Source organism: Streptomyces sp. CG4, assembly GCF_041080655.1.
Classification (GTDB): domain Bacteria; phylum Actinomycetota; class Actinomycetes; order Streptomycetales; family Streptomycetaceae; genus Streptomyces.
The window spans coordinates 3085643-3106078 of sequence record NZ_CP163525.1; the positions used below are offsets into that span (position 1 = coordinate 3085643).

Sequence of the window (20436 nt, forward strand, 5' to 3'; positions counted from 1 at the left end):
GCGTGGGGGCACGGAGCCGTCGGACTCGGCCCCGGAAGTCCGCCGGCTCAGCCCCGGAAGTCCGCCGGGCGCTCCCGGGATGCCTCGGCGAGGGCCTTCTTCACTCCTTCCACGCCTGCCCGCAGGCCGTAGACCGGGGTGCCCGGCTGCTGGCGCCAGGAGTCGTCGAGGCCGCCCGCGTCGACCGTGTCGAAGCCGAGTTCGTCGACGAGGGCGCGGACGGTCCGCTTGGCCTGCTCGTCGTCGCCGGCGACCGGGACGGCGAGCCGCTCGGGGTCGCCCGCGGGACGGGGGCGGTCCAGGATGTCCTGGGCGTAGGTGCCGTTGAACACCTTGATCACCGGGTGCCCGAGATGCCGTTCGGTCCAGCGGCTCTCGGTGATGCCCTCGTCCTCGATGCCCGCGATGCGGCCGTCGCGCTCCCGCGGGTAGTAGTTGCCGGTGTCGATCACCGCCGCGCCCTCGGCGGCGCCGTCCAGCAGGCCGGAGGGGAGGTTCGGGACCGCCTTGACGGGGACGGTGACGACGATGACCTGGGCGCCCTTGGCCGCGTCCTCGGCCCGGACCGCGGTCGCACCGGTCTCTTCCGCCAGCGCCTTGAGCGTCTCGGGGCCGCGGGAGTTGGCCACGGAGACGTCGTGGCCGAGGGCGGTGAGCCGTCGGGTGAGGTTGCCGCCGATGTTGCCCGCGCCGATGATGCCGATCTTCATGACAGGCCTTCCGGATGAGTGACGCTTACATGCACGCGCATGCTTCTGTTGTCGGGCGTCAACCCCGGCCGCGCGGGGACTATTCCTGCCGCACGGCGATCGGGTGAGGGCAGGCACGGACAGGCCGGCGGCGTACGACGATCTTGCCGCGAAGGCGGTGACCGCCGATGAAGGCCCTCTGGGACCCTTCAGCTTGGAATTAAACCTTCAGTGATCGTCTGAGGTTCGAGTCGTTCACTCACACGGGGATCTGCCGGACATGGCGACGACCTCCGCTTCACGCTGTGTGATGTCGAGTCGCACAACGGGCCGGGAGGTCGTCGGTGTCGAGTGTCGTCCATGGAGCCGCTGATCGGCAGGCACTTGCAGAACTGTCGTCCTTTCGGATGGAGTTGTACGCGGCAATGCCGCGCCGTGCCGATGCGTTGTTCGAGTTGACGGACGCGGTGCTGTGTGCCGACGGCCCGGTGGTGTCGCTGCCGGAACTGTCGCTCCAGGTGGTGCACCGGCGCGGGCACGGGGCGATGTACGACGCGCTGGCCCAGGGCCGCCTGGATGTGTCGCGGCTGCGGTTGGCGCTGGCCAGCCTGGAGCTGTCGCGTGGGACGGACGGGCAGATCTCGATCGCGCTGGACGTGACACCGTGGCCGCGCCCGGATGCGGAGTGCTCGCCGGACCGGCTGCACTGCTACCGGCCATGTCGCTGCGACGGGGTGCGGCAGACGATCCCGGGGTGGCCCTACCAGGTCGCCGCCGCGCTGGGCGGGGGCCGGACCTCATGGACCGGGCCGCTGGACGCAGTCCGCCTCAGCCCGGACGATGACCTAACTGACGTCACCGCCACCCAGGTCCGGGACCTGCTCGCGCGTCTGCGCGAGGCCGGGCAGTGGCGCGAGGGCGACCCCGAGGTGCTGTTCGTGCTGGATTCCGGCTACGACATCGTGCGTCTGACGTGGCTGCTGCGCGACGAGCCGGTCCGCCTGCTCGGGCGGATCCGCGCCGACCGCGTCATGCACCACCCACCCGGGCGCCGCAAGGGACCCACCAAGGGCCGGCAACCGCGTCACGGCGAGCCCTTCCGGCTCGCTGACCCGGCCACCCACCCCGCGCCCGCCCAGGAGTCCACTACCCGCCACGACCGGTTCGGTGCCGTGACGGCCCGCTGCTGGGGACGCCTGCACCCCAAGCTGGAGCGCCGCCAAGGCGGTTGGGCCGACCATCCCGGCGCCCTGCCCAACGTCGAGGGCACCCTGGTCCACCTCGCGGTCGAGTACCTGCCCGGCAATCGAGATCCCAAGCCGCTGTGGCTGTGGCACTCCGTCCCCGACGCCGCCACGCACGACGTCGACCGGTTGTGGCGGATCTTCCTCAGAAGATTCGACATCGAACACACATTCCGGTTCTTCAAGCAGGCCCTCGGCCTGACCCGCCCCCGCCTGCGCACGCCAGAACAGGCCGACCGATGGGTCTGGCTGATCCTCGCCGCCTACACCCAGCTCAGCCTCGCCCGCCCCCTCGCCGACGACCTGCGCCGGCCCTGGGAGAAACCCCTCACACCGGATCGGCTCACCCCCGGCCGCGTCCGACGCGGCTATCCCCGGATCCGCCGGATCCTGGGCACCCCCGCCAGACCGCCGAAAGCCACCCGCCCCGGCCCCGGCCGCCCGCCAGGCCGCACCACCAGCCCCGCACCCCGCCACCCTGTCGGCAAACATCCCCAAAAACAGGACACCCCCCGACCCTGAAGACCGAGGGGAAACCTTTAATTTCAAGCTCAGAGCCCCAGCCCCATGCCGTAGCCCCATGCCGTACCACCGCTACCACCCTTACCATGAACGGGTGAAGGCCCCTGCTGCCAACCGGAGTTGGCCCCGACCCGGATCGCACACACGCCTGTGCGGGCGGTGCTGTCCGCGGTGAACCGGGGGGTGGCGAGGTGAGCGAGGTGCTGCGTGCCGAGGGTGTCGATTTCGTCCGCGACGGGCGGCCCATCCTCCAGGAGGTGTCCCTGACGGTCCGGGCCGGTGAGCACTGGGCGCTGCTCGGTGCCAACGGCGCGGGCAAGTCCACCCTGCTCGGGCTGCTCGGGGCGGTGGTGCATCCGACGCGGGGCACGGTCGAGGTGCTCGGGCGCCGGCTGGGCCGGGTCGATCTGCGGGAGCTGCGCGCGCATGTGGGGCACGTCAATCCGCGCCATCCGCTTGCCTCGCCGCTCACCGTACGGGAGGTGGTGCTCACCGGGGTCACGAACTCGGTGGAGCCGGTGCCGAGGTGGCGGCCGTCCCGGGAGCAGGAGGAGCGGGCCGAGGCGCTGATCGGGACGCTGGGGCTCGCGGCGCTGCGGGAGGCCCGCTGGCCGACTCTCTCACACGGGCAGCGCGGCCGGACGCTGATCGCGCGGGCCCTGATGCCCGAGCCCCGGCTGCTGCTCCTGGACGAGCCCGCGACCGGCCTGGATCTGCCCGGCCGGGAGCAGCTGATCGAGGCGCTGGAGGAGCTGCGGTCGGCGCATCCGCGGCTGGCGACCGTGCTCGTCACCCACCACCTGGAGGAACTGCCGACCGGCACCACCCACGCCGTGCTGCTGCGGGACGGCCGGGTGATCACGCAGGGGCGGGCCGCGGAGGTCCTCACCAGCGACCAGGTCGGCAAGTGCTTCGAGCTGCCGCTGACCCTGGAGCGGCACGGGGGCCGGTGGAGCGTGCGGATCCGGCGGGTGTGACAGCCAGGGCACGGCAGGCGGGCGTGACAGCCGGGCACGACAGGCGGGCATGGCAGGCAGGCAAGACAAAGGGGCCCTCCCTGCGGAGGGCCCCTTTCGGCACGTCACTTGTTCAGGTAGGCCCAGAACTCGTCGAACGACAGGACCTTGTCGCCGTTGAGGTCCCGCTGCTTGATGATGGACTCCGCCACCGCCTCGGTGACGTTCCAGTCACCCTCCTGGGCCAGAGCGGACTTGAACTCGGCAGCGGTGATGAATCCGTCACCGTTCGCGTCGATCCGGTCGAACTGCTTGCGTGCTTCCTCGATGTCCGCCACCGATCCGCCCCTTTTGCTCGTGTTTCTACTGCCGTGCTGGCGTACTGACGCAGGTCAGATTAACGGCCCGGCCAGGCCTGCAGCGCGGCGACCACCCAGGCGAACTCCTCCTGGAACCTCGGCGGCTCCGGCTCGCCCTTGATCAGGGCCGCCAACTCCCGGTAGCGGACGACCTCGTTGCCGAGGTCGATCCGGTGGAGCACGGCCGCGCGGTCGGCGTCCGCGCCGAGCAGTTCGGTCAGGACGGCGTCCGCCTCGGGTGACTGCGGGGTCACTCCGCGTTCGCGCGCGGCGCCGGCGAGCTCGACCAGCCGCTGGAAGAACATCGCCGAGGCACCCGACGGGGTGTCCGGAGTGCGGTCGGCGGCGTTGAACTCGATCATCCGTCGCATCGTGGCCCGGAAGTCCGGGTTCTGCAGCAGTTCCGCCAGCTCCACCCAGGCGTCGACCTGTTCCGGCGTCGGGTCGTCCGGCAGCTGCACGCCGATGCTGCGGGTGCGCTCCCGGATCCAGGGGTCGGCGGTGTCCAGGCCGTGGAAGATCTCCGCCACGAAGTCGTCCACGATCCGCTGCCGCTCCGCGGCGGACAGCCGTGCGAGTTTGTTCATGAGTGCCGTCTCCTCTGCGTCGGAACCTCGTCGGGCGACCGTCGACAGCACCGCGCGGGTCACCTTCAGCGCCCGGATCTGCGCGTCCAGGGCCGCGACATGGGTCGCCGCGACCTCGGCGACGGTCCGCTCCCCGGCCAGCACCTGCCGTACGTCGTCCAGGCCGAGCCCCAGCTCGCGCAGGGTACGGATCAGCTCCAGGCGGGCGACGGCGGCACTGTCGTAGAGCCGGTAGCCGCCGGACGAGCGGGTCACCGGGGTGAGGACGCCCTCGTCCGACCAGTAGCGGATGGTGCGCACGGTCAGTCCGGTGGCCCGGGCCAGCGCGCCGATGGTGAGCAGTCCGGTGCCGTCTTCGGTCATGTCCCCGAGTCTGGGCCTTCCAGCGGGTGGAGACTCAAGGAGCGGGCCCGAGCGGCCCGCTCCCCGAGGCGTCAGTGCCAGGGCTGGTAGTACGGGTTGCTCACGCAGTCGCTGAGGATCTCCGTCTTGGTCGGCTTGTCGACCGGGCAGGCTCCGACGATGTACTGCCGGGCGATGCCGCCGGGGAAGGCGACCTCGACCTGGTCGGCCCACTTGTGGGTGTCGCCGATGGTCTTGTTGACGTCGATGCCGCCCGGAGCGTCGATGTAGTAGTTGTACTTCGACTTCCAGGTCTTGTAGAGGTCGTGGTCGTACGTCGTGGAGACGTACGGCGAGGGCTGGTTGACCAGGACGTACTTCTCGATGTCGTACTGGCCGTGGACCACGTCCCGCGGGAAGAAGCCCTCTTCGAAGATGGCGGCCGGGGCCCGGTTGTCGTTGCGCCACAGCGTGCCGCAGGTGGTGCGCCAGGCGGGCGTCGGGGTGATCCGGTCGAGGTCCACGTTGCGGTCGGCGGCGGCCTTCAGCTTGTCCTCGAACCGGGGACAGGACGGCGCGGCCTTGGCGGCTGCCGCCGCGGCGGGGGACGGGGGAGCGGTGGCGGCCGTCGAGGCGAGGACGGCACCCAGGGACAGGACGGCGGCAACGAGCCGCCGCCGCAGGCGAGTTGAGATCATGCTCAGCACGATCCCCACTCCGCGGCGGCGGCACGCGGATCCTCACCCGAACGGCGGCGTGTCCGGCTGACCTCGGTTCAGGCGTCCCTGGTCCGGCTGCCTCCGGTTCAGCGGAAGATTCCCGTGTGCCCGAGCGAGTAGCGGCCCGGCTGCGGATAGACCGCGAGGCCGTGCGGGCCGCTGCCGACCTTGATGCGGGCCAGTTCCCTGCCCGTCTGCGTGTCGATCGCGTACACCTCGGAGTTGTACCGCCCCGACAGCCACAGGACCTTGCCGTCGACCGAGACGCCGCCCATGTCGGGGCTGCCGCCGCCGGGCAGGTGCCACTTCTTGGTGACCCGGTTCTGTGCGAAGTCGAAGACGGAGATGGAGCCCTCGCCCCGGTTGGAGATGTACATCTCGCGGGAGTCGCGGCTGATGTAGAGGCCGTGGGCGCCCTTGCCGGTGTAGAGGAACCGCGGCTGGGTGAAGTTGTCGCCGTCGAGGATCCACATGCCGTTGGCGACCATGTCGGCGATGTAGTACAGCTTGCCGTCCGGGGAGATCTTGACGTCCTGCGGCATCGCCCCGCGGTGCGGCAGCCGCTGCTGGCCGATGACCTTCATCTGCGCGGTGTCGACCTTGAGCAGTTCGCCGCTGAACTCGCAGGAGACGATGAAGTAGCGGCCGTCCGGGGAGAAGTCGGCGTGGTTGACGCCGTAGCAGTGGACCGGGACGGCCTTGACGACCTTCATGGTGTGCGCGTCGCGGAAGACCAGCTGGCGGTCCATGGAGGCCATGACGACGGCGTACTTGCCGTCGGGCGTGAAGTACAGGTTGTACGGGTCGTGCACGGCGACCGGCCTGCCGGCCTTGCCGGTGCTCGGGTCGATGGGGGTGAGACTGTTGCCGAGGTCGTTGTTGACCCAGAGGGTCTTCAGGTCCCAGGACGGTACGACGTGCTGGGGCTGGCGGCCGACCGGGAACGAGTCGATGACCTTGTAGGTCTCCGGGTCGATGACGGTGACGGTGTTGGAGTTGGTGTTGGGGACGTACACCCGGGACGGGAAGTCCTTGACGACCGGCGACAGTTGGTTCGGCCGGTCGGCGGAGTAGAGGTCCTCGGGGTGCTCGACCGGCGGCATCCCGGGCAGTACGTTCACCCGCTGCGCGTTGACCTGAGGCCGCGCCGGCGCCTTGCTGCCGAGGTGCTCGTTCTTGTGGTGCTGGGAGCCGGAACCGCATGCGGACAGCAGCGTCAGTGCGGTGAGGGCGGCGCCGGCGGCCAGCAGGCGGGCGGCTTTCTTCGTTCTCATCAGCTCAGCAGCTCCGTGGTGGTGACCGCGTGCAGTCCGCGGCGGTCGAGTTCGTGGAGGAGGTCGGGCAGGGCGGCGACGGTGTCCGGGTACCCGAAGTGCAGGCTCACCACCGACCCGTTGCGCACCTCGGCGAGAACCTTGCGGGTGACGGCGGCGGCGCCGGGGCGGGTGTAGTCGAGCGAGTCGACGTCGTACGACAGCACGTGCGGGTAGCCGGCGGCGCGGGCGAGCCGGGCGACCAGCGGGGACGCAGTCGGTGAGCGGGAGGGGCGGAACCAGGTGCCGATGGATCCGGTGAGCCGCTTGAGCCGGTCCGCGCAGTCGGTGATCTCCTTGCGGGCGTCGGCCTCGGCCAGGGTGTTGACGGAGATGTGCCGCTGGGTGTGGTTGCCGAGGTCGTGGCCGCCGTCGAGGATCCGGCGGGCGATGTCGGGGTGTTCGTCCAGCCAGGTGCCGACGGCGAGCACGGTGAGGTGGGAGCCGTGCTTCTCCGCGGTGTCGAGCAGGGAGTGGGCGATGGCGGGATCGCCCTGGCCGTGGAAGGTGAGGGCGACTCGGGGGCGGGTGCGTGGGCCGTGGGTGATCTGGGCCGGCTGCCCGGGGTAGGCGCGCGGGGCGGGGGCCGCCTGTGTGCCGGCTCCGGAGGCACTGGCCGCGGGGTGGCCGGAGGGGGCGGCGGACGGGGACTCGGAGTCGGGGGCGTGGGGCGGGGCGGCCTGGCCTGCGCCGCAACCGGCGGCGAGCGCGCCGCCGGCGACGAGCCCGGCGCCAGCGCGCAGCACCCCGCGTCGGTTGGTGGTGGTCACCCGCATCATTTAAGGGGCGATAGGTAAGAAAACCACTGATTGGTCCGAAAGAGGGATGATTTCGGGTCGCCGTAAGGACGATTCCACGTCCTCGCTACCGGTCGGCCACCCGCATCTCGAACCAGGTGGTCTTGCCGCGGGGCAGCAGGTCCACGCCCCAGCGGTCGGAGAGTTTGTCCACGAGGAAGAGGCCGCGGCCGCTGACGTCCAGTTCCTGCACCGGCATCAGGCAGGGCAGGCCGCGCGAGGGGTCGCGGACCTCCACCCGGATCCAGCCGGGGCGGCGGCGCATCCGCAGGCCGAAGACCCGGGCGCCGGTGTGCCGTACGGCGTTGCCGACGAGTTCCGACACGAGTAAGACCGCGTCTTCGGTCAGTTTGGGGGTCAGCCGCCAGGTGCGCAGAACGACGACCTGGGCGAGCCGGCGGGCGGTTGCCGCGGACTCCGGGCGGGACGGCAGCGGCACCTCCGCCTCCGTGGGGTTGCCGAACAGTTCGAGCGCCTTCAGCGCCTGTTCGTCCTCGACCCCGGGCGACCAGCGTGCCGCGGCCGCACGACTGTGTCCCCGCGGCTGTTCGATGCCCTCCAGCCCCGCCATGCCCCCATGATGGCGGCCCGGAGCCGTGTTGGGGGCCGTTCCGGCGGAATACGCCCCCCGCACGCCCCCGTTCCACACAGCGCGACCGGCATATGCCGACGTCATGTCACCGGCCAGTAGGGGTCGGTTGACCTGCGAGAACGGCTCACTTCCGGGCAAGCGTCAGGCTCCCTCGACAGCGCACGCTTAAGGCTGCCTTAAGGCTCCCATAAACCGCTCCATCGAGGGACCCGGATGAGACGAGGCGTCAATTGCAAGGGGGTCCGCAGAAGTTACCGGGAAGTTCACCCGGTTGCCGGTCAGCGGAATTTGGCCTTCCCCGGGCCCTCCTCGACGAAGCTGCGCATGCCGGTCTCGCGGTCCTCGGTGGCGAACAGGCCCGCGAACCAGTTCCGTTCGACGGCGAGTCCGGTGTCGATGTCGGTCTCCAGACCGGTGTCGACCGACTCCTTGGCCGCCCGCAGGGCGATCGCCGGGCCCTGGGCGAGCTTCGCGGCCCAGGCGTGCGCCTGCTCGTAGACCTCGGCGGCCGGGACGACCCGGTCCACCAGGCCGATCGCCAGGGCCTCGTCGGCCTTGACCTGACGGCCCGTGAAGATGAGGTCCTTGGCCTTGGAGGGGCCGACCAGCCGGGGCAGCCGCTGGGTGCCGCCGGCGCCCGGGATCAGACCGAGCAGGATCTCGGGCTGGCCGAGCTTGGCGTTGTCGGCGGCGATGCGGTAGTCGGCGCACAGGGCCAGTTCGCAGCCGCCGCCGAGGGCGTAGCCGGTGATGGCGGCGACGACGGGCTTGGGAATGCGGGCCACGGCGGTGAAGGAGTCCTGCAGGGCACGGGAGCGCAGCACCATCGCGGTGTGGTCCATGTCCTGCATTTCCTTGATGTCGGCGCCGGCCGCGAACACCCGCTCGCCGCCGTAGATCACCACGGCGCGCACGTCGTCGCGGCGCGTGGCCTCCTCGGCGAGTTCCTTCAGCCGGTCCTGGGTGGCGACGTCCAGCGCGTTCATCGGCGGCCGGTCCAGAAGCAGGGTGCCGACGCCTTCGGCGACTTCGAGAGTGACGGTCATGCTCCGCAGGTTAGCGGCCGTTCACGCGGAGGGGACCACCGGTATGTCGCCGAGTGCGGGCCGTCGTGGTTGCTCGCGCAGCTCCCCGCGCCCCTTACGGGGCGCGGAGCGCCCCTACTTCGTCCAGTCCGCCCAGGACATGTTCCAGCCGTTCAGCCCGTTGTCCGGGCCCACCGTGCCGTCGTGCGCGTTCTTCACGACCACCACGTCGCCGATGATCGTGTGGTCGAACATCCAGGCGGCCGGGGTGGAGTTGTCGTAGCCGCCGCGTACGTCGCTCAGGCCGACGCAGCCGTGGCTGGCGTTGTAGTTGCCGAAGGCGTCGCCGCCCCAGTAGTTGCCGTGCAGGAAGGTGCCGGAGCTGGTCAGGCGCATGGCGTGCGGGACGTCCTTGATGTCGTACTCGCCGCCGTAGCCGACGGTCTCTCCGTTCATCCGGGTGACCGCGAGCTTCTCGCTGACGACCATCTGGCCGTTCCACGTGTCGTAGCCGGGCTTGCCGGTGGTGACCGGCAGGGTCTTGACGACCTTGCCGTCCTGGGTGACCTGCATCGTGTGCTTCTTGGCGTCCACGACGGAGACCTGGTTGCGGCCTATCGTGAACTTGACGGTCTTGTGCTGCTTGCCATAGACGCCGTCGCGGCCCTCGACCCCGTCGAGGTCGAGGTCGACGGTGACCTTGGTGCCTTCCTTCCAGTACTTCTCGGGGCGGAAGTCCAGACGGTCGTTGCCGAACCAGTGGCCCTCGACGTCGACGGCGGGCTGCGTCGTGATCTTGATGGACTTCTCGACGGCCCCGGGGTTCGTGATGCCCCGGGTGAAGTTGACGGAGAACGGCATGCCGACGCCGACGGTGGAGCCGTCCTCGGGGGTGAAGTCGCCGAGGAAGGTGTTCTTCGGGGTCAGGGTGGTGAACGTGGAGTCCTCGGCGGCCTCGCGGCCCTGGGAGTCCTTGGCGACCGCGTGCACCGTGTACTTGGTGGCGGCGGCCAGATGGGCCGACGGCGTCCAGGAGGCGCCGCCGCCGGTGACGGTGCCGTCGACCTTCTCGCCCTTGGCGTCCTTGACGGTGACCTCGGTCAGCTTGCCCTTGGCGACGGCCACCTTCAGCGCGCCGCTCGTGTCGACGCCGGTGGCACCGGACTTGGGCGTGATGGTGACGGCGGCGGCGGACTGCCGCTCGGCCTGCTGGGTGCCGTCCTTGCCCTTGCCGTCGTCCGCACCCTTGCCGCCGCCCCCGCCGCACGCGGCGAGCGAGAGCACCAGAGCCCCGGCCATGAACCCCAGTCCCTTACGACCTCGTCGCCCCGCCGCCGACGCCCCCGGTATAGGCCGCACGTTCAAGTCGTTCTCCCCTCGCCGGGCCTGGTCAGACCCGCTCCCCACCACACTGGTGCGCGCATATTAACCGTCTGGTTCTGAGCGGGGTGTCAGGTGAATGTCACCGTTCCGTCGCAATGTGCGCGAGGCGCGGTCGCCCCGGCCCCCGTCCCTGGAACGTCTACCCGCCCTGGGCCGAAAGAGTGCCGGTGCGCGGCGACATGGCCCGGAGCAGCTCCGCGCCGGCGGTGCCGGCCGGAAGGAACGCCCGATGGCGGTCTCGTCCGGCGTCACGTCCCGGGAAGACCCCGGTGGAGAGGTGGGCGGCCAACGCGACGTCCGGCTGCGGGCGGCAGCGGCGTTCCCGCCGGCGTCGTACCAGCGGTCCGACGGGTTCCGTGCCGACCGTGCCCCGAGGCCGGCCGGTCACCGCGCAGACGGCGAGGACGCGGCACTTGGCCGCGGCGGTGTGCACCGAGGACGTCCGGTGCTACGCCCTGACGGGGGCGCTCACCGGGCCGTCCGCCCTGATCGGCCTCCGGGAGCAGCGCACCGGACATCCGGGCACCGTCGTCCCCGGCAGCCGGCGCAAACCGGAGATCCTGCACGGCCGCGCCCGGCCGAAGTCCCGCCTCCCCGTTGTCACTTGGCCGCGGGGTTCGCCGTCCACTCCTGCCACGTCATGTTCCAGCCGCCCAGGCCGTTGTCGGGGGCGACGGTCTTCTCTGCGCTGTTGACGACCTCGATGACGTCGCCGACGAGGCTGCGGTCGAAGAACCAGCCCGCGGGGGTGTCCGAGCTGCCGCCCCTGACGTCCCTCAGGCCCACGCAGCCGTGGCTGACGTTGGCCCGTCCGGGCGCGTCCGGCGACCAGTAGTTGCCGTGCAGGAAGGTGCCGGAGTCGGTGAGCTTCATGGCGTGCGGGACGTCGGGGATGTCGTACTCGCCGCCGAAACCGACCGTGCGGCTGTTCATGCGGGTGACGTCCAGCATGTCCATCACCACCATCTTGCCGTTGTACGTGGGGTTCCGCGGGGCGCCCGCGGTGATCGGCACGGTGGCGAGCAGCCGGCCGTCCCGGCGGACCTCCATGGTGTGCCGGGCCGCGTCCACCCGCGAGACCTGGCTGCGGCCGACGGTGAAGGCGAAGGTCTTGTCCTGCAGCCCGTAGACGCCGGGCGCCCCCTGGACGTCCCGCAGGTTCAGGTCGACGGTGACCTCGGTGCCGGGTTTCCAGTACTGCTCGGGGCGGAAGTCCAGCCGGGTCCGGCCGAACCAGTGCGGGCGGATCTCGACGGGCGGCCGTGCGCTGACCCGGACGGCGCGGGCGACGGCGGCGCGGTCGGCGATCTCCCGGTTGAAGGCGAGCGAGACGATCATGCCGGTGCCGACGACGGCCCGGTTCTCGGGGGTGACGTAGCCGATGAACCGCTCGTCGGGGACGAGCGTGGTGAAGGTGGTGTGCCGGGCCGAGCGGTGGCCCTCCGCGTCCTCGGCGACCACGTCGACGGTGTACTGGGCGGCGAGCGCCAGCCGGTCGTCGTCCGGCCGCCAGCTGCGGCCGTCGGCGCCGATGTGCCCGGGGACGGCGGAGTCCTGGGCGTCCTGCGACTTCACGACGGTCACCCGCTCCAGGCGCCCCCGGGGCACCCGGACCCGCAGCCGCCGGCCGGGGCGGACGGCCTTGCTGTCGTCGGCGGGGGTGACATGGATGACGTCCTCGGGTGCCGGAGGTGCGCCGGGCTGCCCGGCCGGGCCCAACGGGCCGGCGCACCCGGCGAGCAGGGCCGCCCCGGTCATGACGGCGGCCAGCGCGGCTCCCGCGCGCCGTGCGCATCCTTCTACGTGCCTCACGACGGGCTCAACGACCGGGCCCGCTCCGGGGAAACGTGAGTGCGACGCACGCACTGGGCAGAAGACAGGGAAGGACGACACGCTGGGGAGCCGCCGCGCCCGGCAGGAGGGGCGCCTTCCGGATCAGCCGACTGCACGGGACGGAACGGGCGACGCCGGTCCGATCGGGAAGGCACCCCCTCCTGCCGGGGCGCAGCCGTACCGGGTGGCCGGGATGCCGTGGGGCACACCCGGCCCTTCGGCACGGCCGACTGCGCCGCCCGGAGGCGAGCCACTGAAAGAGGGGCCGACAGGTGACGAGCGCAGCCGAGCAGCGGGCACCGGCCGGGGAGCCGGCCGCCGGGACCGGGCAGCAGCCGGCCGTGGTGAACGGCGTCCGGCGCGCCGCGGTGCCGGCCCCGGTGGTGTGGCCGGGCGTGCCGACCCCGCTGGGGGCCCGGTTCCGGGTCGGCCCGGACGGGGTCGCGGGCACCAACTTCGCCCTGTGGGCGGCCGGCGCGGAGGCGGTCCGGGTGTGCCTCTTCGACGAGCAGGGCCGGGAGACCCGGCTCGCCCTGACCGAGCTGACGCACGAGATCTGGCACGGCTTCGTGCCGGGGGTGATGCCGGGGCAGCGGTACGGCTACCGGCTGGACGGCCGCTGGGACCCGTGGACCGGCGCCCGCTGGAACCCGGCCAAGCTGCTGCTGGACCCGTACGCGCGGGCGGTGGACGGCGAGTTCGGGCTGCCGCCGGAGGTGTACGGGCACGTCCGGGACTGGCCCGAGCAGTCCGTCGCCGACACCGTCCGCGACGACCGGGACTCGGCGCCCCACGTCCCGAAGGGCGTCGTCGTGCACGATGACGACGACTGGTCCGACGACCGGCGGCCCAAGACGCCCTGGGCGGACTCGGTGATCTACGAGCTGCATGTGCGCGGCTTCACCAAGCTGCACCCGGGCATCCCCGAGGAGCTGCGCGGCACGTACGCCGGTCTGGCGCATCCGGCGGCGATCGAGCATCTGGTGAAACTGGGCGTGACGGCCGTGGAGCTGCTCCCGGTCCACCAGTTCGCGCACGAGGACCATCTGCTGCGCCGGGGCCTCAGGAACTACTGGGGCTACAACTCCATCGGCTACTTCGCCCCGCACGCCGCCTACGCCGCCTCCGGTACGACGGGCCAGCAGGTCGGCGAGTTCAAGCGGATGGTGCGCGCGCTGCACGCGGCCGGCATCGAGGTCATCCTCGACGTGGTCTACAACCACACGGCGGAAGCGGGCGAGTTGGGCCCGACGCTGTCCCTGAAGGGCATCGACAACCGCGGCTACTACCGCCTCCAGGACGACGCCCGCCGGTTCGCCGACTACACCGGCTGCGGCAACACCCTGCATGTCGTCCAGCCCCAGGTGCTGCGGCTGATCACCGACTCACTGCGCTACTGGGTGACCGAGATGGGCGTGGACGGCTTCCGCTTCGACCTCGCGGCGGCGCTGGCCCGCTCGATGCACGACGTCGACATGCTCTCCCCGTTCCTCGCGGTGATCGCCCAGGACCCGGTCCTCAGGCGTGTCAAGCTGATCGCCGAGCCGTGGGACGTCGGCTCGGGCGGCTACCAGGTGGGCGCCTTCCCGCCGCTGTGGACGGAGTGGAACGACCGCTACCGCAACGCGGTCCGGGACTTCTGGCGGCACGCCCTGCCGGACGTCCGCGAGATGGGCTACCGCCTGTCCGGCTCCAGCGACCTGTACGCCTGGGGCGGCCGGCGCCCGTACGCCTCGGTCAACTACGTCACCGCGCACGACGGGTTCACGCTGCGCGACCTGGTGTCGTACGGGCGCAAGCACAACGAGGCCAACGGCGAGAACAACCGCGACGGCACCGACGACAACCGGTCCTGGAACTGCGGGGCGGAGGGCGAGACCGAGGACGAGCGGATACGGGCCCTGCGCCGCCGTCAGCTGAGGAATCTCCTGACGACCCTCCTCCTCTCCACCGGCGTGCCCATGCTGGTGGCCGGTGACGAACTCGGCCGCACCCAGCGCGGCAACAACAACGCCTACTGCCAGGACAACGAGATCGGCTGGCTGGACTGGTCGCTGCGGGACGACCCGGCCTGGCGCCCGCTGTTCGAGCTGACCTGCCGGCTGATCGACCTGCGCCACCGGCATCCGGTGCTGCACCGCCGCGCCTTCTTCTCCGGCCGCGCGCACTCCGCGGACGGGCTGCGCGATCTGGCCTGGTTCACCCCGCGGGGCACGGAGATGACCGAGGCCGACTGGTACGCCCCCGCGGCCACGCTCGGGATGTATCTGTCCGGGCGGGACATCCCGGGCCGGGACGAGCGGGGTGCGCCGGTCGTGGACGACAGCTTTCTCGCGGTGCTGCACGCGGGTGACGGCCCGGTGGGCTTCGTCCTGCCCGGTCCGCCGTGGGCCGAGCGGTACGAGGTGGTCGTGGACACCTCCCGGGAGGACCAGACCGAGCCGCCGGGCACGGTGCACGGGGCGGGGACGGAGATCACGGTGCCGGAGCGGGCGGTGCTGTTGCTGCGGGTCGTCTGAGCGGCACCCCAGGGGACCAGGCGGGAGGGCCGGGTCCTCCCGGACGGGGAGGACCCGGCCCCGCGGTGAGGGAAGGTTTCAGCTCAGACCGAGGCTGGCGAGCGCGGTCGTCCAGTCCTTGATCAGGGCGTTCTGCGCGGCGGAGAGGCTGACCTTGTTGGCGCAGACGGCCGTCTTCAGCTTGTTCTCGACGGAGTCCTTGTCGGCGGAGGTCTTGTTGCCGTAGTGCGGCTCGGGCCAGAGGTTCTGCTCGCTCTTCGGGGAACCGCCGAGTTCGAGCGGGACGAAGTGGTCCTCCTCGTAGTCCGAGAGGCTGGTGTCGGAGTAGCCGTACTCGACGATCTGCTTCTTCTTCAGCGCCGTGGTGTAGGAGCTGGGCGGCCGTACGGTGGAGGTCCAGCCGGAGACGCAGATGGTCTTGCCGATGGTGGACTGGGTGACGTCGGGGTTGAGGGCGCCCGGCGTACAGGCCGGGTCCGGCAGGGGGAGGTAGGACTGGCTGCAGCTCGCGGCGTGGGCGGAGCCGGTGGTGACGATGAGGCCCGCGGCCGCGAGGGCGAGGGCGGAGAGGGTGGTCACCAGGGGGCGTGAGATTCGGGACATGTGGGGGTCTCCCGGTGGGGGTACGCCCGGCGGAATTTCCGGGCGGTCATGGGCATGACAGCACCGGGATCATCTATGCGAGTAGACCCCTTTGCCCGACCGAGGGCTCCCTTGATTGAACGTTTGTCCACGCACGAACGGCGCGAAACGAAGCCTTGACATGGCCTTGACGACGGGCCCGGAAGGGGCCTCGGACACGCGGGCAAGGTGGCGTGACGTCTCGTCAACCATCCACCATAGCCCGCGTGAACGCACACTGAACGACGGTTTCCCGGGTCGGCCGGATCACCTCGGTCAGGCGACCTCGTGATCCCGCAGCTGCCGCTCATGATCAGGCGGCGTTGTCACGAGGCTGTGGAACCCGCACCTCCGGTCCTCAGGCCAGGCTGTCCCGCCACGCCCTGTGCAGGTGTGCGAACCGGCCCGTGCCGGCGATGAGTTCGGCCGGGGGGCCGTCCTCGACGATGCGGCCGTGTTCCATCACCAGGACCCGGTCCGCGATCCCGACCGTCGACAGCCGGTGTGCGATCACCACGGCCGTACGGCCCCGCAGGACCGTCGACATGGCCCGCTGCACGGCCCGCTCGCCCGGGACGTCCAGCGAACTGGTCGCCTCGTCCAGGATCAGCACCGCCGGGTCGGCGAGCAACGCGCGGGCGAAGGCGACCAGTTGGCGCTGCCCGGCGGAGATACGGCCGCCGCGCTTGCGGACGTCGGTGTCGTAGCTGTCGGGCAGGGCGCTGATGAACTCGTGCGCGCCGATCGCCTTCGCCGCCTCCTCGATCTCCTCGCGGGAGGCGTCGGGCCGGCCGATGGCGATGTTGTCCGCGACCGTGCCGGAGAACAGGAACGCCTCCTGGGTCACCATGACCACCCCGCGCCGCAGTTCCGGCCCGGACAGCTCGCGCACGTCCACCCCGTCCAGCAGCACCCGGCCGGCGGAGGGGTCGTAGAAGCGGGCGAGGAGCTTGGCGAGGGTGGACTTGCCGGCGCCGGTGGCCCCGACCACGGCGACCGTCTGCCCGGCCGGCAGGGTCAGATCGAAGCGGGGCAGCACCTCGCCGCCGGTGCGGTAGCCGAACCGGACCCGGTCGAAGACGACCTCACGGCCCGGGAAGTCCCCCTTCAGCGGCGGGAGTTCACGGGGAACCTCCGGCTCCGGCACGGACGGGGCCTGCGCCAGCAGCCCGGCGATCTTCTCCAGGGAGGCGGCGGCCGACTGGTACGAGTTCAGGAAGACCCCCAGCCGGTCGATCGGGTCGTACAGCCGGCGCAGATACAGCACGGCCGCCGCCAGCACGCCCAGCGCCAGCGAGCCGGACGCCACCCGGTAGGCGCCCCACAGCACGATCCCCGCGACGGCCGTGTTGGCCACCAGCCGGGAGCCGACCACATAGCGGGCCATCTCCAGCAGCGTGTCGCCGTTGGTGCGCTCGTGCCGCCGGTTGAGAACGGCGAACTCGGCGTCGTTCGCGGTCTCCCGGCGGAAGGCGCGCACCGGGCGGATGCCGTTCATCGTCTCCACGAACTTCACGATCACCGCCGCGATCGCCGTGGACCGCGCCCCGAACACCCGTCCCGCCCGCCGCTGATACAGCCGGACGAGCAGATACAGCGGCCCGAAGGAGGCCACCGCGACCGCGCCCAGGCCGAGGTCCAGCCACAACAGCAGCGCCGAGATGTAGACGAAGGACAGCACGACGGTCACCAGCTCCTGCAGACCTTCGTTGAGCAGCTCGCGCAGCGACTCGACGTCCGCGGTGGCACGGGAGATCAGCCGGCCGGACGTGTACCGCTCGTGGAAGTCGATGCTCAGGGCCTGCGCGTGCCGGAAGATCCGGCCGCGCAGATCGAGCAGCACGTCCTGGCTGACCCGGGCGGAGGTCTCGATGAAGGCGAACTGCAGCACGCCGGAGAGCAGCGCGGACAGCAGACAGCCGACGGCGACCGCGACCAGCGGGCCGTACCGGTGCTCCCGGAACGCCGGTACGGCGTTGTCGATGGCGTACGCCACCAGCAGCGGGCCCACCTGGACCGCTGCCTGCTGGAGCAGCAGCAGGAGCGTGGTCACCACGGCGCGGGCCTTCAGGGGCGCGAGCAGGGAGCGCAGCAGGGCCGTGGTGGCGCCGGGCGGGGCGGGCAGCACGTCACGGTCGAAGGCGTCGCCGGCACCGTCGCCGGCGTCGTACGATCCGGGCGGGCCGGGGAGTTCGTCGTCCCCGGCGGTGGGCGTGGCGGCGGTCGTGGTGGTCAACGGGAGTCCTCCGTATCCCCATCCCCGGAGTACCCGGAGTCCCCGGAGTCTCCGGACATCAGATGCGCGTACTCGGCGTTGCTGCGCAGCAGTTCGTGATGGGTGCCGACGGCGGCGATCCGGCCGTTCGAGAGCAGGGCGACCCGGTCGGCGAGCAGCACGGTCGACGGCCGGTGGGCCACGATCAGCGCGGTGGTGTCGGCGAGGACCTGCCGCAGCGCGGCCTCGACGGCGGCCTCCGTGTGCACGTCCAGGGCGGACAGGGGGTCGTCCAGCACCAGGAACTCCGGTCTGCCGACCACCGCGCGGGCCAGCGCGAGGCGCTGCCGCTGGCCGCCGGAGAGGCTGAGGCCCTGCTCGCCGACGCGGGTGTCGGTGCCCTGGGGGAGGGCGTGCGCGAAGTCGGCCTGGGCGACGGCCAGTGCGCGGTCCAGGTCCGCCTTTTCGGCGCCGTCCGCCGCGCCCATGAGGACGTTCTCGCCGACGCTCGCGGAGAACAGGGTCGGTTCCTCGAAGGCGACGGCCACCTTGGCGCGCAGCTGCTCGCGCGGCATGGCGGATATGTCGACGCCGTCGAGCGTGATCCGGCCCGAGGTGACCTCGTGCAGGCGGGGGACGAGCGCCGTGAGCGTCGTCTTCCCGCTGCCGGTGGCTCCGACCAGGGCCATGGACTCGCCGGGGCGTATGTGGAGGTCTATGTGGTGGAGCAGGGGCGGGGAGTCGGGGGGTGCGTCGGGGTAGCGGAACTGGACGTTCTCGAAACGAAGTCCGGTGCCGGTGCCGGCCGGGCGCGGGATCGCCGGCCCGCGCTCGCGGGGTGCCGCTGTCCGCGGGACGGGCGCCGCCCCGGCGGCACGACTGCCCGCGGCCGCGCCCTCCGGCTCCTCGTCCATCACCTCGAAGTACCGCTCGGTCGCCGTGGCCGCCTCCTGGCTCATCGCCAGCAGGAAGCCGATCGAGTCCACCGGCCACCGCAGCGCGAGTGCCGTGCTCAGAAAGGCGACCAGCGTGCCCGCCGACAGTCCGTGGCCGGCCACCCGCACCACTCCCAGCACGAGCGCCGCTCCGATCGCCAGCTCCGGCAGGGTCACGATGACCGCCCAGATGGTGGCGAGCAGCCGCGCCTTGCGCAGCTCGGTGCCGCGCAGGGTGACGGACAGCGCGCGGAACGCCCGCGCCTGGCTGCGGTGCCGGCCGAAGCCCTTGATGACGCGGATGCCGAGGACGCTCTCCTCGACCACCGTCGTCAGATCGCCGACCTGGTCCTGCGCGCGCCGCGCCAGCTCGGCGTACCGCCGCTCGAAGACCGCGCAGGTCCACATCACGGGAATCGCGGGGCCGAGGATGACCAGCCCCAGCACCCAGTCCTGCATCAGCATGATCGCCACGCCGACGACGATCGTGACGCCGTTGACCAGCAGATACGTCAGTGGAAAGGCGAGGAACAGACGCAGCAGCGCCAGATCGGCGGTGCCCCGGGACAGCAACTGGCCCAAGGGCCAGCGGTCGTGGAAGGCGACGGGCAGCCGCTGCAGCCGGCCGTAGAGACTCGCCCGCATCTCCGCCTCGACGCGCGACAGCGGACGGGCCACCAGCCAGCGCCGTACACCGAACAAGACCGCCTCGGCGATCCCGAGGAGGAGCAGATACAGCGCACCGAGCCAGACGCCGGCCGGGTCCCGGTGGGCGACCGGTCCGTCCACGATCCACTTCAGGACGAGCGGGATCACCAGCCCGGTGCAGGAGGCGACGACCGCGATGAACGCGGCCGTGAACAGCCGCGCCCGCACGGGGCGGACGTACGGCCACAGCCGCAGCAGGGTACGGACGGCGGAGCGGTCCTCGGTGGTTGCACGTGTCGTGGCCATCACCGCGAGCGTACGGATCGGCACGGGCATCGCCCACCGAGTTTCGGCCCGACCCTCCCTCCTCCCTTGGTCCTACGACCTGCCTGTTCGGCCCCTCGCACACCGGCACGCCCCGGGGGTCGTGGCCCGGCATCAACCGATCGGACGATGGCGCTTCGAGCGGCCCGGCCGATGTGTCCGGCCCCGCCCGAACGGGATTCTCCAGGCATGCCATCCGTCACCGAAGTCACCGATCTGCGCAAGTCGTACGGCGGCCGGGCCGTCGTCGACGGCGTCTCCTTCGCCGTCGAGGAGGGCGGGATCTTCGGGATCCTCGGCCCGAACGGCGCAGGCAGGACCACCACCGTGGAGTGCGTCGAGGGGCTGCGGGTCCCCGACGGCGGCCGGGTCCGGGTCGCCGGTCACGACCCCGTCGCCGACCACGACGAGGTCGCGAGGATCCTCGGCGCCCAGCTCCAGCAGAGCGAACTCCAGGCCAGGCTCACCGTGCGGGAGGCGCTGGAGCTGTACGCCGCCTTCTACCCGGACCCGGCCGACTGGCGGCCGCCGGCCGAACGCCTCGGCCTGGCACCGAAGTTGGCCACCCGGTTCGGCAAGCTGTCCGGCAGGCAGCGCCAGCGCCTGTCCATCGCGCCGGCGCTCATCGGCAGTCCCCGGGTGGTGGTGCTGGACGAGCTGACCACCGGCCTCGATCCGCGTGCCCGCCGGGACACCTGGCAGCTCATCGAGGACGTCCGCGCCGCAGCCGAGGGCCGCACGGTCCTCTCCCCCGCGGTCGCCTCCCGCCTGGTCCACGCGGCACGCGGCCTCTTTAATCGATGGAGCCGCCGT

Annotated in this window: 17 protein-coding genes and 1 pseudogene; 4 read left to right on the top strand and 14 right to left on the bottom strand. The window is 71.6% G+C overall.

Translation table 11 applies throughout. From position 1 onward, the window contains the following. Window positions 1-47: 47 nt before the first annotated feature. The gene (locus AB5L52_RS13885; RefSeq protein WP_369364250.1) at window positions 48-827 is read right to left on the bottom strand and encodes an NADPH-dependent F420 reductase; all 780 of its coding nucleotides are present in this window, start codon (window positions 825-827) and stop codon (window positions 48-50) included. A gap of 287 nt (window positions 828-1114) precedes the next feature. Between AB5L52_RS13885 and AB5L52_RS13890 the strand changes: the two genes are divergently transcribed. Both AB5L52_RS13890 and AB5L52_RS13895 read left to right on the top strand, forming a co-directional pair. Then, the gene (locus AB5L52_RS13890; RefSeq protein WP_369364252.1) at window positions 1115-2455 is read left to right on the top strand and encodes an NF041680 family putative transposase; all 1341 of its coding nucleotides are present in this window, start codon (window positions 1115-1117) and stop codon (window positions 2453-2455) included. 191 nt (window positions 2456-2646) lie between these two features. Continuing rightward, window positions 2647-3432, top strand: a complete 786-nt coding sequence (locus AB5L52_RS13895; protein WP_369364253.1) for an ABC transporter ATP-binding protein — start codon at window positions 2647-2649, stop codon at window positions 3430-3432. A 104-nt stretch (window positions 3433-3536) separates the two neighbouring features. Here AB5L52_RS13895 and AB5L52_RS13900 read toward each other — a convergent pair whose 3' ends face one another. The 10 genes from AB5L52_RS13900 to AB5L52_RS13945 form a co-directional block, all read right to left on the bottom strand. Beyond that, window positions 3537-3749: an EF-hand domain-containing protein gene (locus AB5L52_RS13900; protein ID WP_351029980.1), complete on the bottom strand. Its 213-nt coding sequence runs from the start codon at window positions 3747-3749 to the stop codon at window positions 3537-3539. A 59-nt stretch (window positions 3750-3808) separates the two neighbouring features. Further along, window positions 3809-4720, bottom strand: a complete 912-nt coding sequence (locus tag AB5L52_RS13905) for a MerR family transcriptional regulator (RefSeq protein WP_369364255.1) — start codon at window positions 4718-4720, stop codon at window positions 3809-3811. Between the two features lie 71 nt (window positions 4721-4791). Continuing rightward, complete coding sequence (locus tag AB5L52_RS13910; RefSeq protein WP_351029984.1) at window positions 4792-5397, bottom strand: ADP-ribosyltransferase; 606 nt, start codon at window positions 5395-5397, stop codon at window positions 4792-4794. Between the two features lie 107 nt (window positions 5398-5504). Beyond that, the gene (locus AB5L52_RS13915; protein ID WP_351029986.1) at window positions 5505-6692 is read right to left on the bottom strand and encodes a hypothetical protein; all 1188 of its coding nucleotides are present in this window, start codon (window positions 6690-6692) and stop codon (window positions 5505-5507) included. Next, complete coding sequence (locus tag AB5L52_RS13920; protein ID WP_351029987.1) at window positions 6692-7510, bottom strand: polysaccharide deacetylase family protein; 819 nt, start codon at window positions 7508-7510, stop codon at window positions 6692-6694. Before AB5L52_RS13920 ends, AB5L52_RS13915 begins: the two co-directional genes overlap by 1 nt. An 85-nt stretch (window positions 7511-7595) precedes the next feature. Then, complete coding sequence (locus AB5L52_RS13925) at window positions 7596-8099, bottom strand: ATP-binding protein (protein WP_351029989.1); 504 nt, start codon at window positions 8097-8099, stop codon at window positions 7596-7598. A 299-nt stretch (window positions 8100-8398) separates the two neighbouring features. After that, a complete protein-coding gene (locus AB5L52_RS13930; protein ID WP_369364258.1) occupies window positions 8399-9166 on the bottom strand; it encodes an enoyl-CoA hydratase/isomerase family protein in 768 nt (255 codons plus the stop codon). Between the two features lie 114 nt (window positions 9167-9280). After that, window positions 9281-10444, bottom strand: a complete 1164-nt coding sequence (locus AB5L52_RS13935) for an Ig-like domain-containing protein (RefSeq protein ID WP_369364259.1) — start codon at window positions 10442-10444, stop codon at window positions 9281-9283. Between the two features lie 223 nt (window positions 10445-10667). Continuing rightward, a complete protein-coding gene (locus AB5L52_RS13940; protein ID WP_351029995.1) occupies window positions 10668-10961 on the bottom strand; it encodes a hypothetical protein in 294 nt (97 codons plus the stop codon). 167 nt (window positions 10962-11128) lie between these two features. Further along, on the bottom strand, window positions 11129-12286 hold the full coding sequence (locus AB5L52_RS13945; RefSeq protein ID WP_351030020.1) for an Ig-like domain-containing protein: 1158 nt from the start codon (window positions 12284-12286) through the stop codon (window positions 11129-11131). A gap of 347 nt (window positions 12287-12633) precedes the next feature. Here AB5L52_RS13945 and glgX point away from each other — a divergent pair, with 347 nt between their 5' ends. Further along, window positions 12634-14880: a glycogen debranching protein GlgX gene (gene glgX, locus AB5L52_RS13950; protein ID WP_369364261.1), complete on the top strand. Its 2247-nt coding sequence runs from the start codon at window positions 12634-12636 to the stop codon at window positions 14878-14880. Between the two features lie 78 nt (window positions 14881-14958). On the opposite strand, the gene AB5L52_RS13955 is transcribed toward glgX, so the two are convergent. From AB5L52_RS13955 to AB5L52_RS13965, 3 genes are all read right to left on the bottom strand, one after another. After that, the gene (locus tag AB5L52_RS13955; RefSeq protein WP_369364263.1) at window positions 14959-15483 is read right to left on the bottom strand and encodes a hypothetical protein; all 525 of its coding nucleotides are present in this window, start codon (window positions 15481-15483) and stop codon (window positions 14959-14961) included. Between the two features lie 376 nt (window positions 15484-15859). Beyond that, the gene (locus AB5L52_RS13960; protein WP_369364265.1) at window positions 15860-17737 is read right to left on the bottom strand and encodes an ABC transporter ATP-binding protein; all 1878 of its coding nucleotides are present in this window, start codon (window positions 17735-17737) and stop codon (window positions 15860-15862) included. Continuing rightward, entirely contained in the window at window positions 17734-19605 is a 1872-nt protein-coding gene (locus tag AB5L52_RS13965; protein ID WP_369364266.1) for an ABC transporter ATP-binding protein, read from the bottom strand. The genes AB5L52_RS13960 and AB5L52_RS13965 overlap by 4 nt, the downstream gene beginning before the upstream one ends. Before the next feature lie 207 nt (window positions 19606-19812). Here AB5L52_RS13965 and AB5L52_RS13970 point away from each other — a divergent pair. Beyond that, window positions 19813-20370 (top strand): annotated as a pseudogene (locus AB5L52_RS13970) (ABC transporter ATP-binding protein); the annotation flags it as partial. Window positions 20371-20436 lie beyond the last annotated feature (66 nt).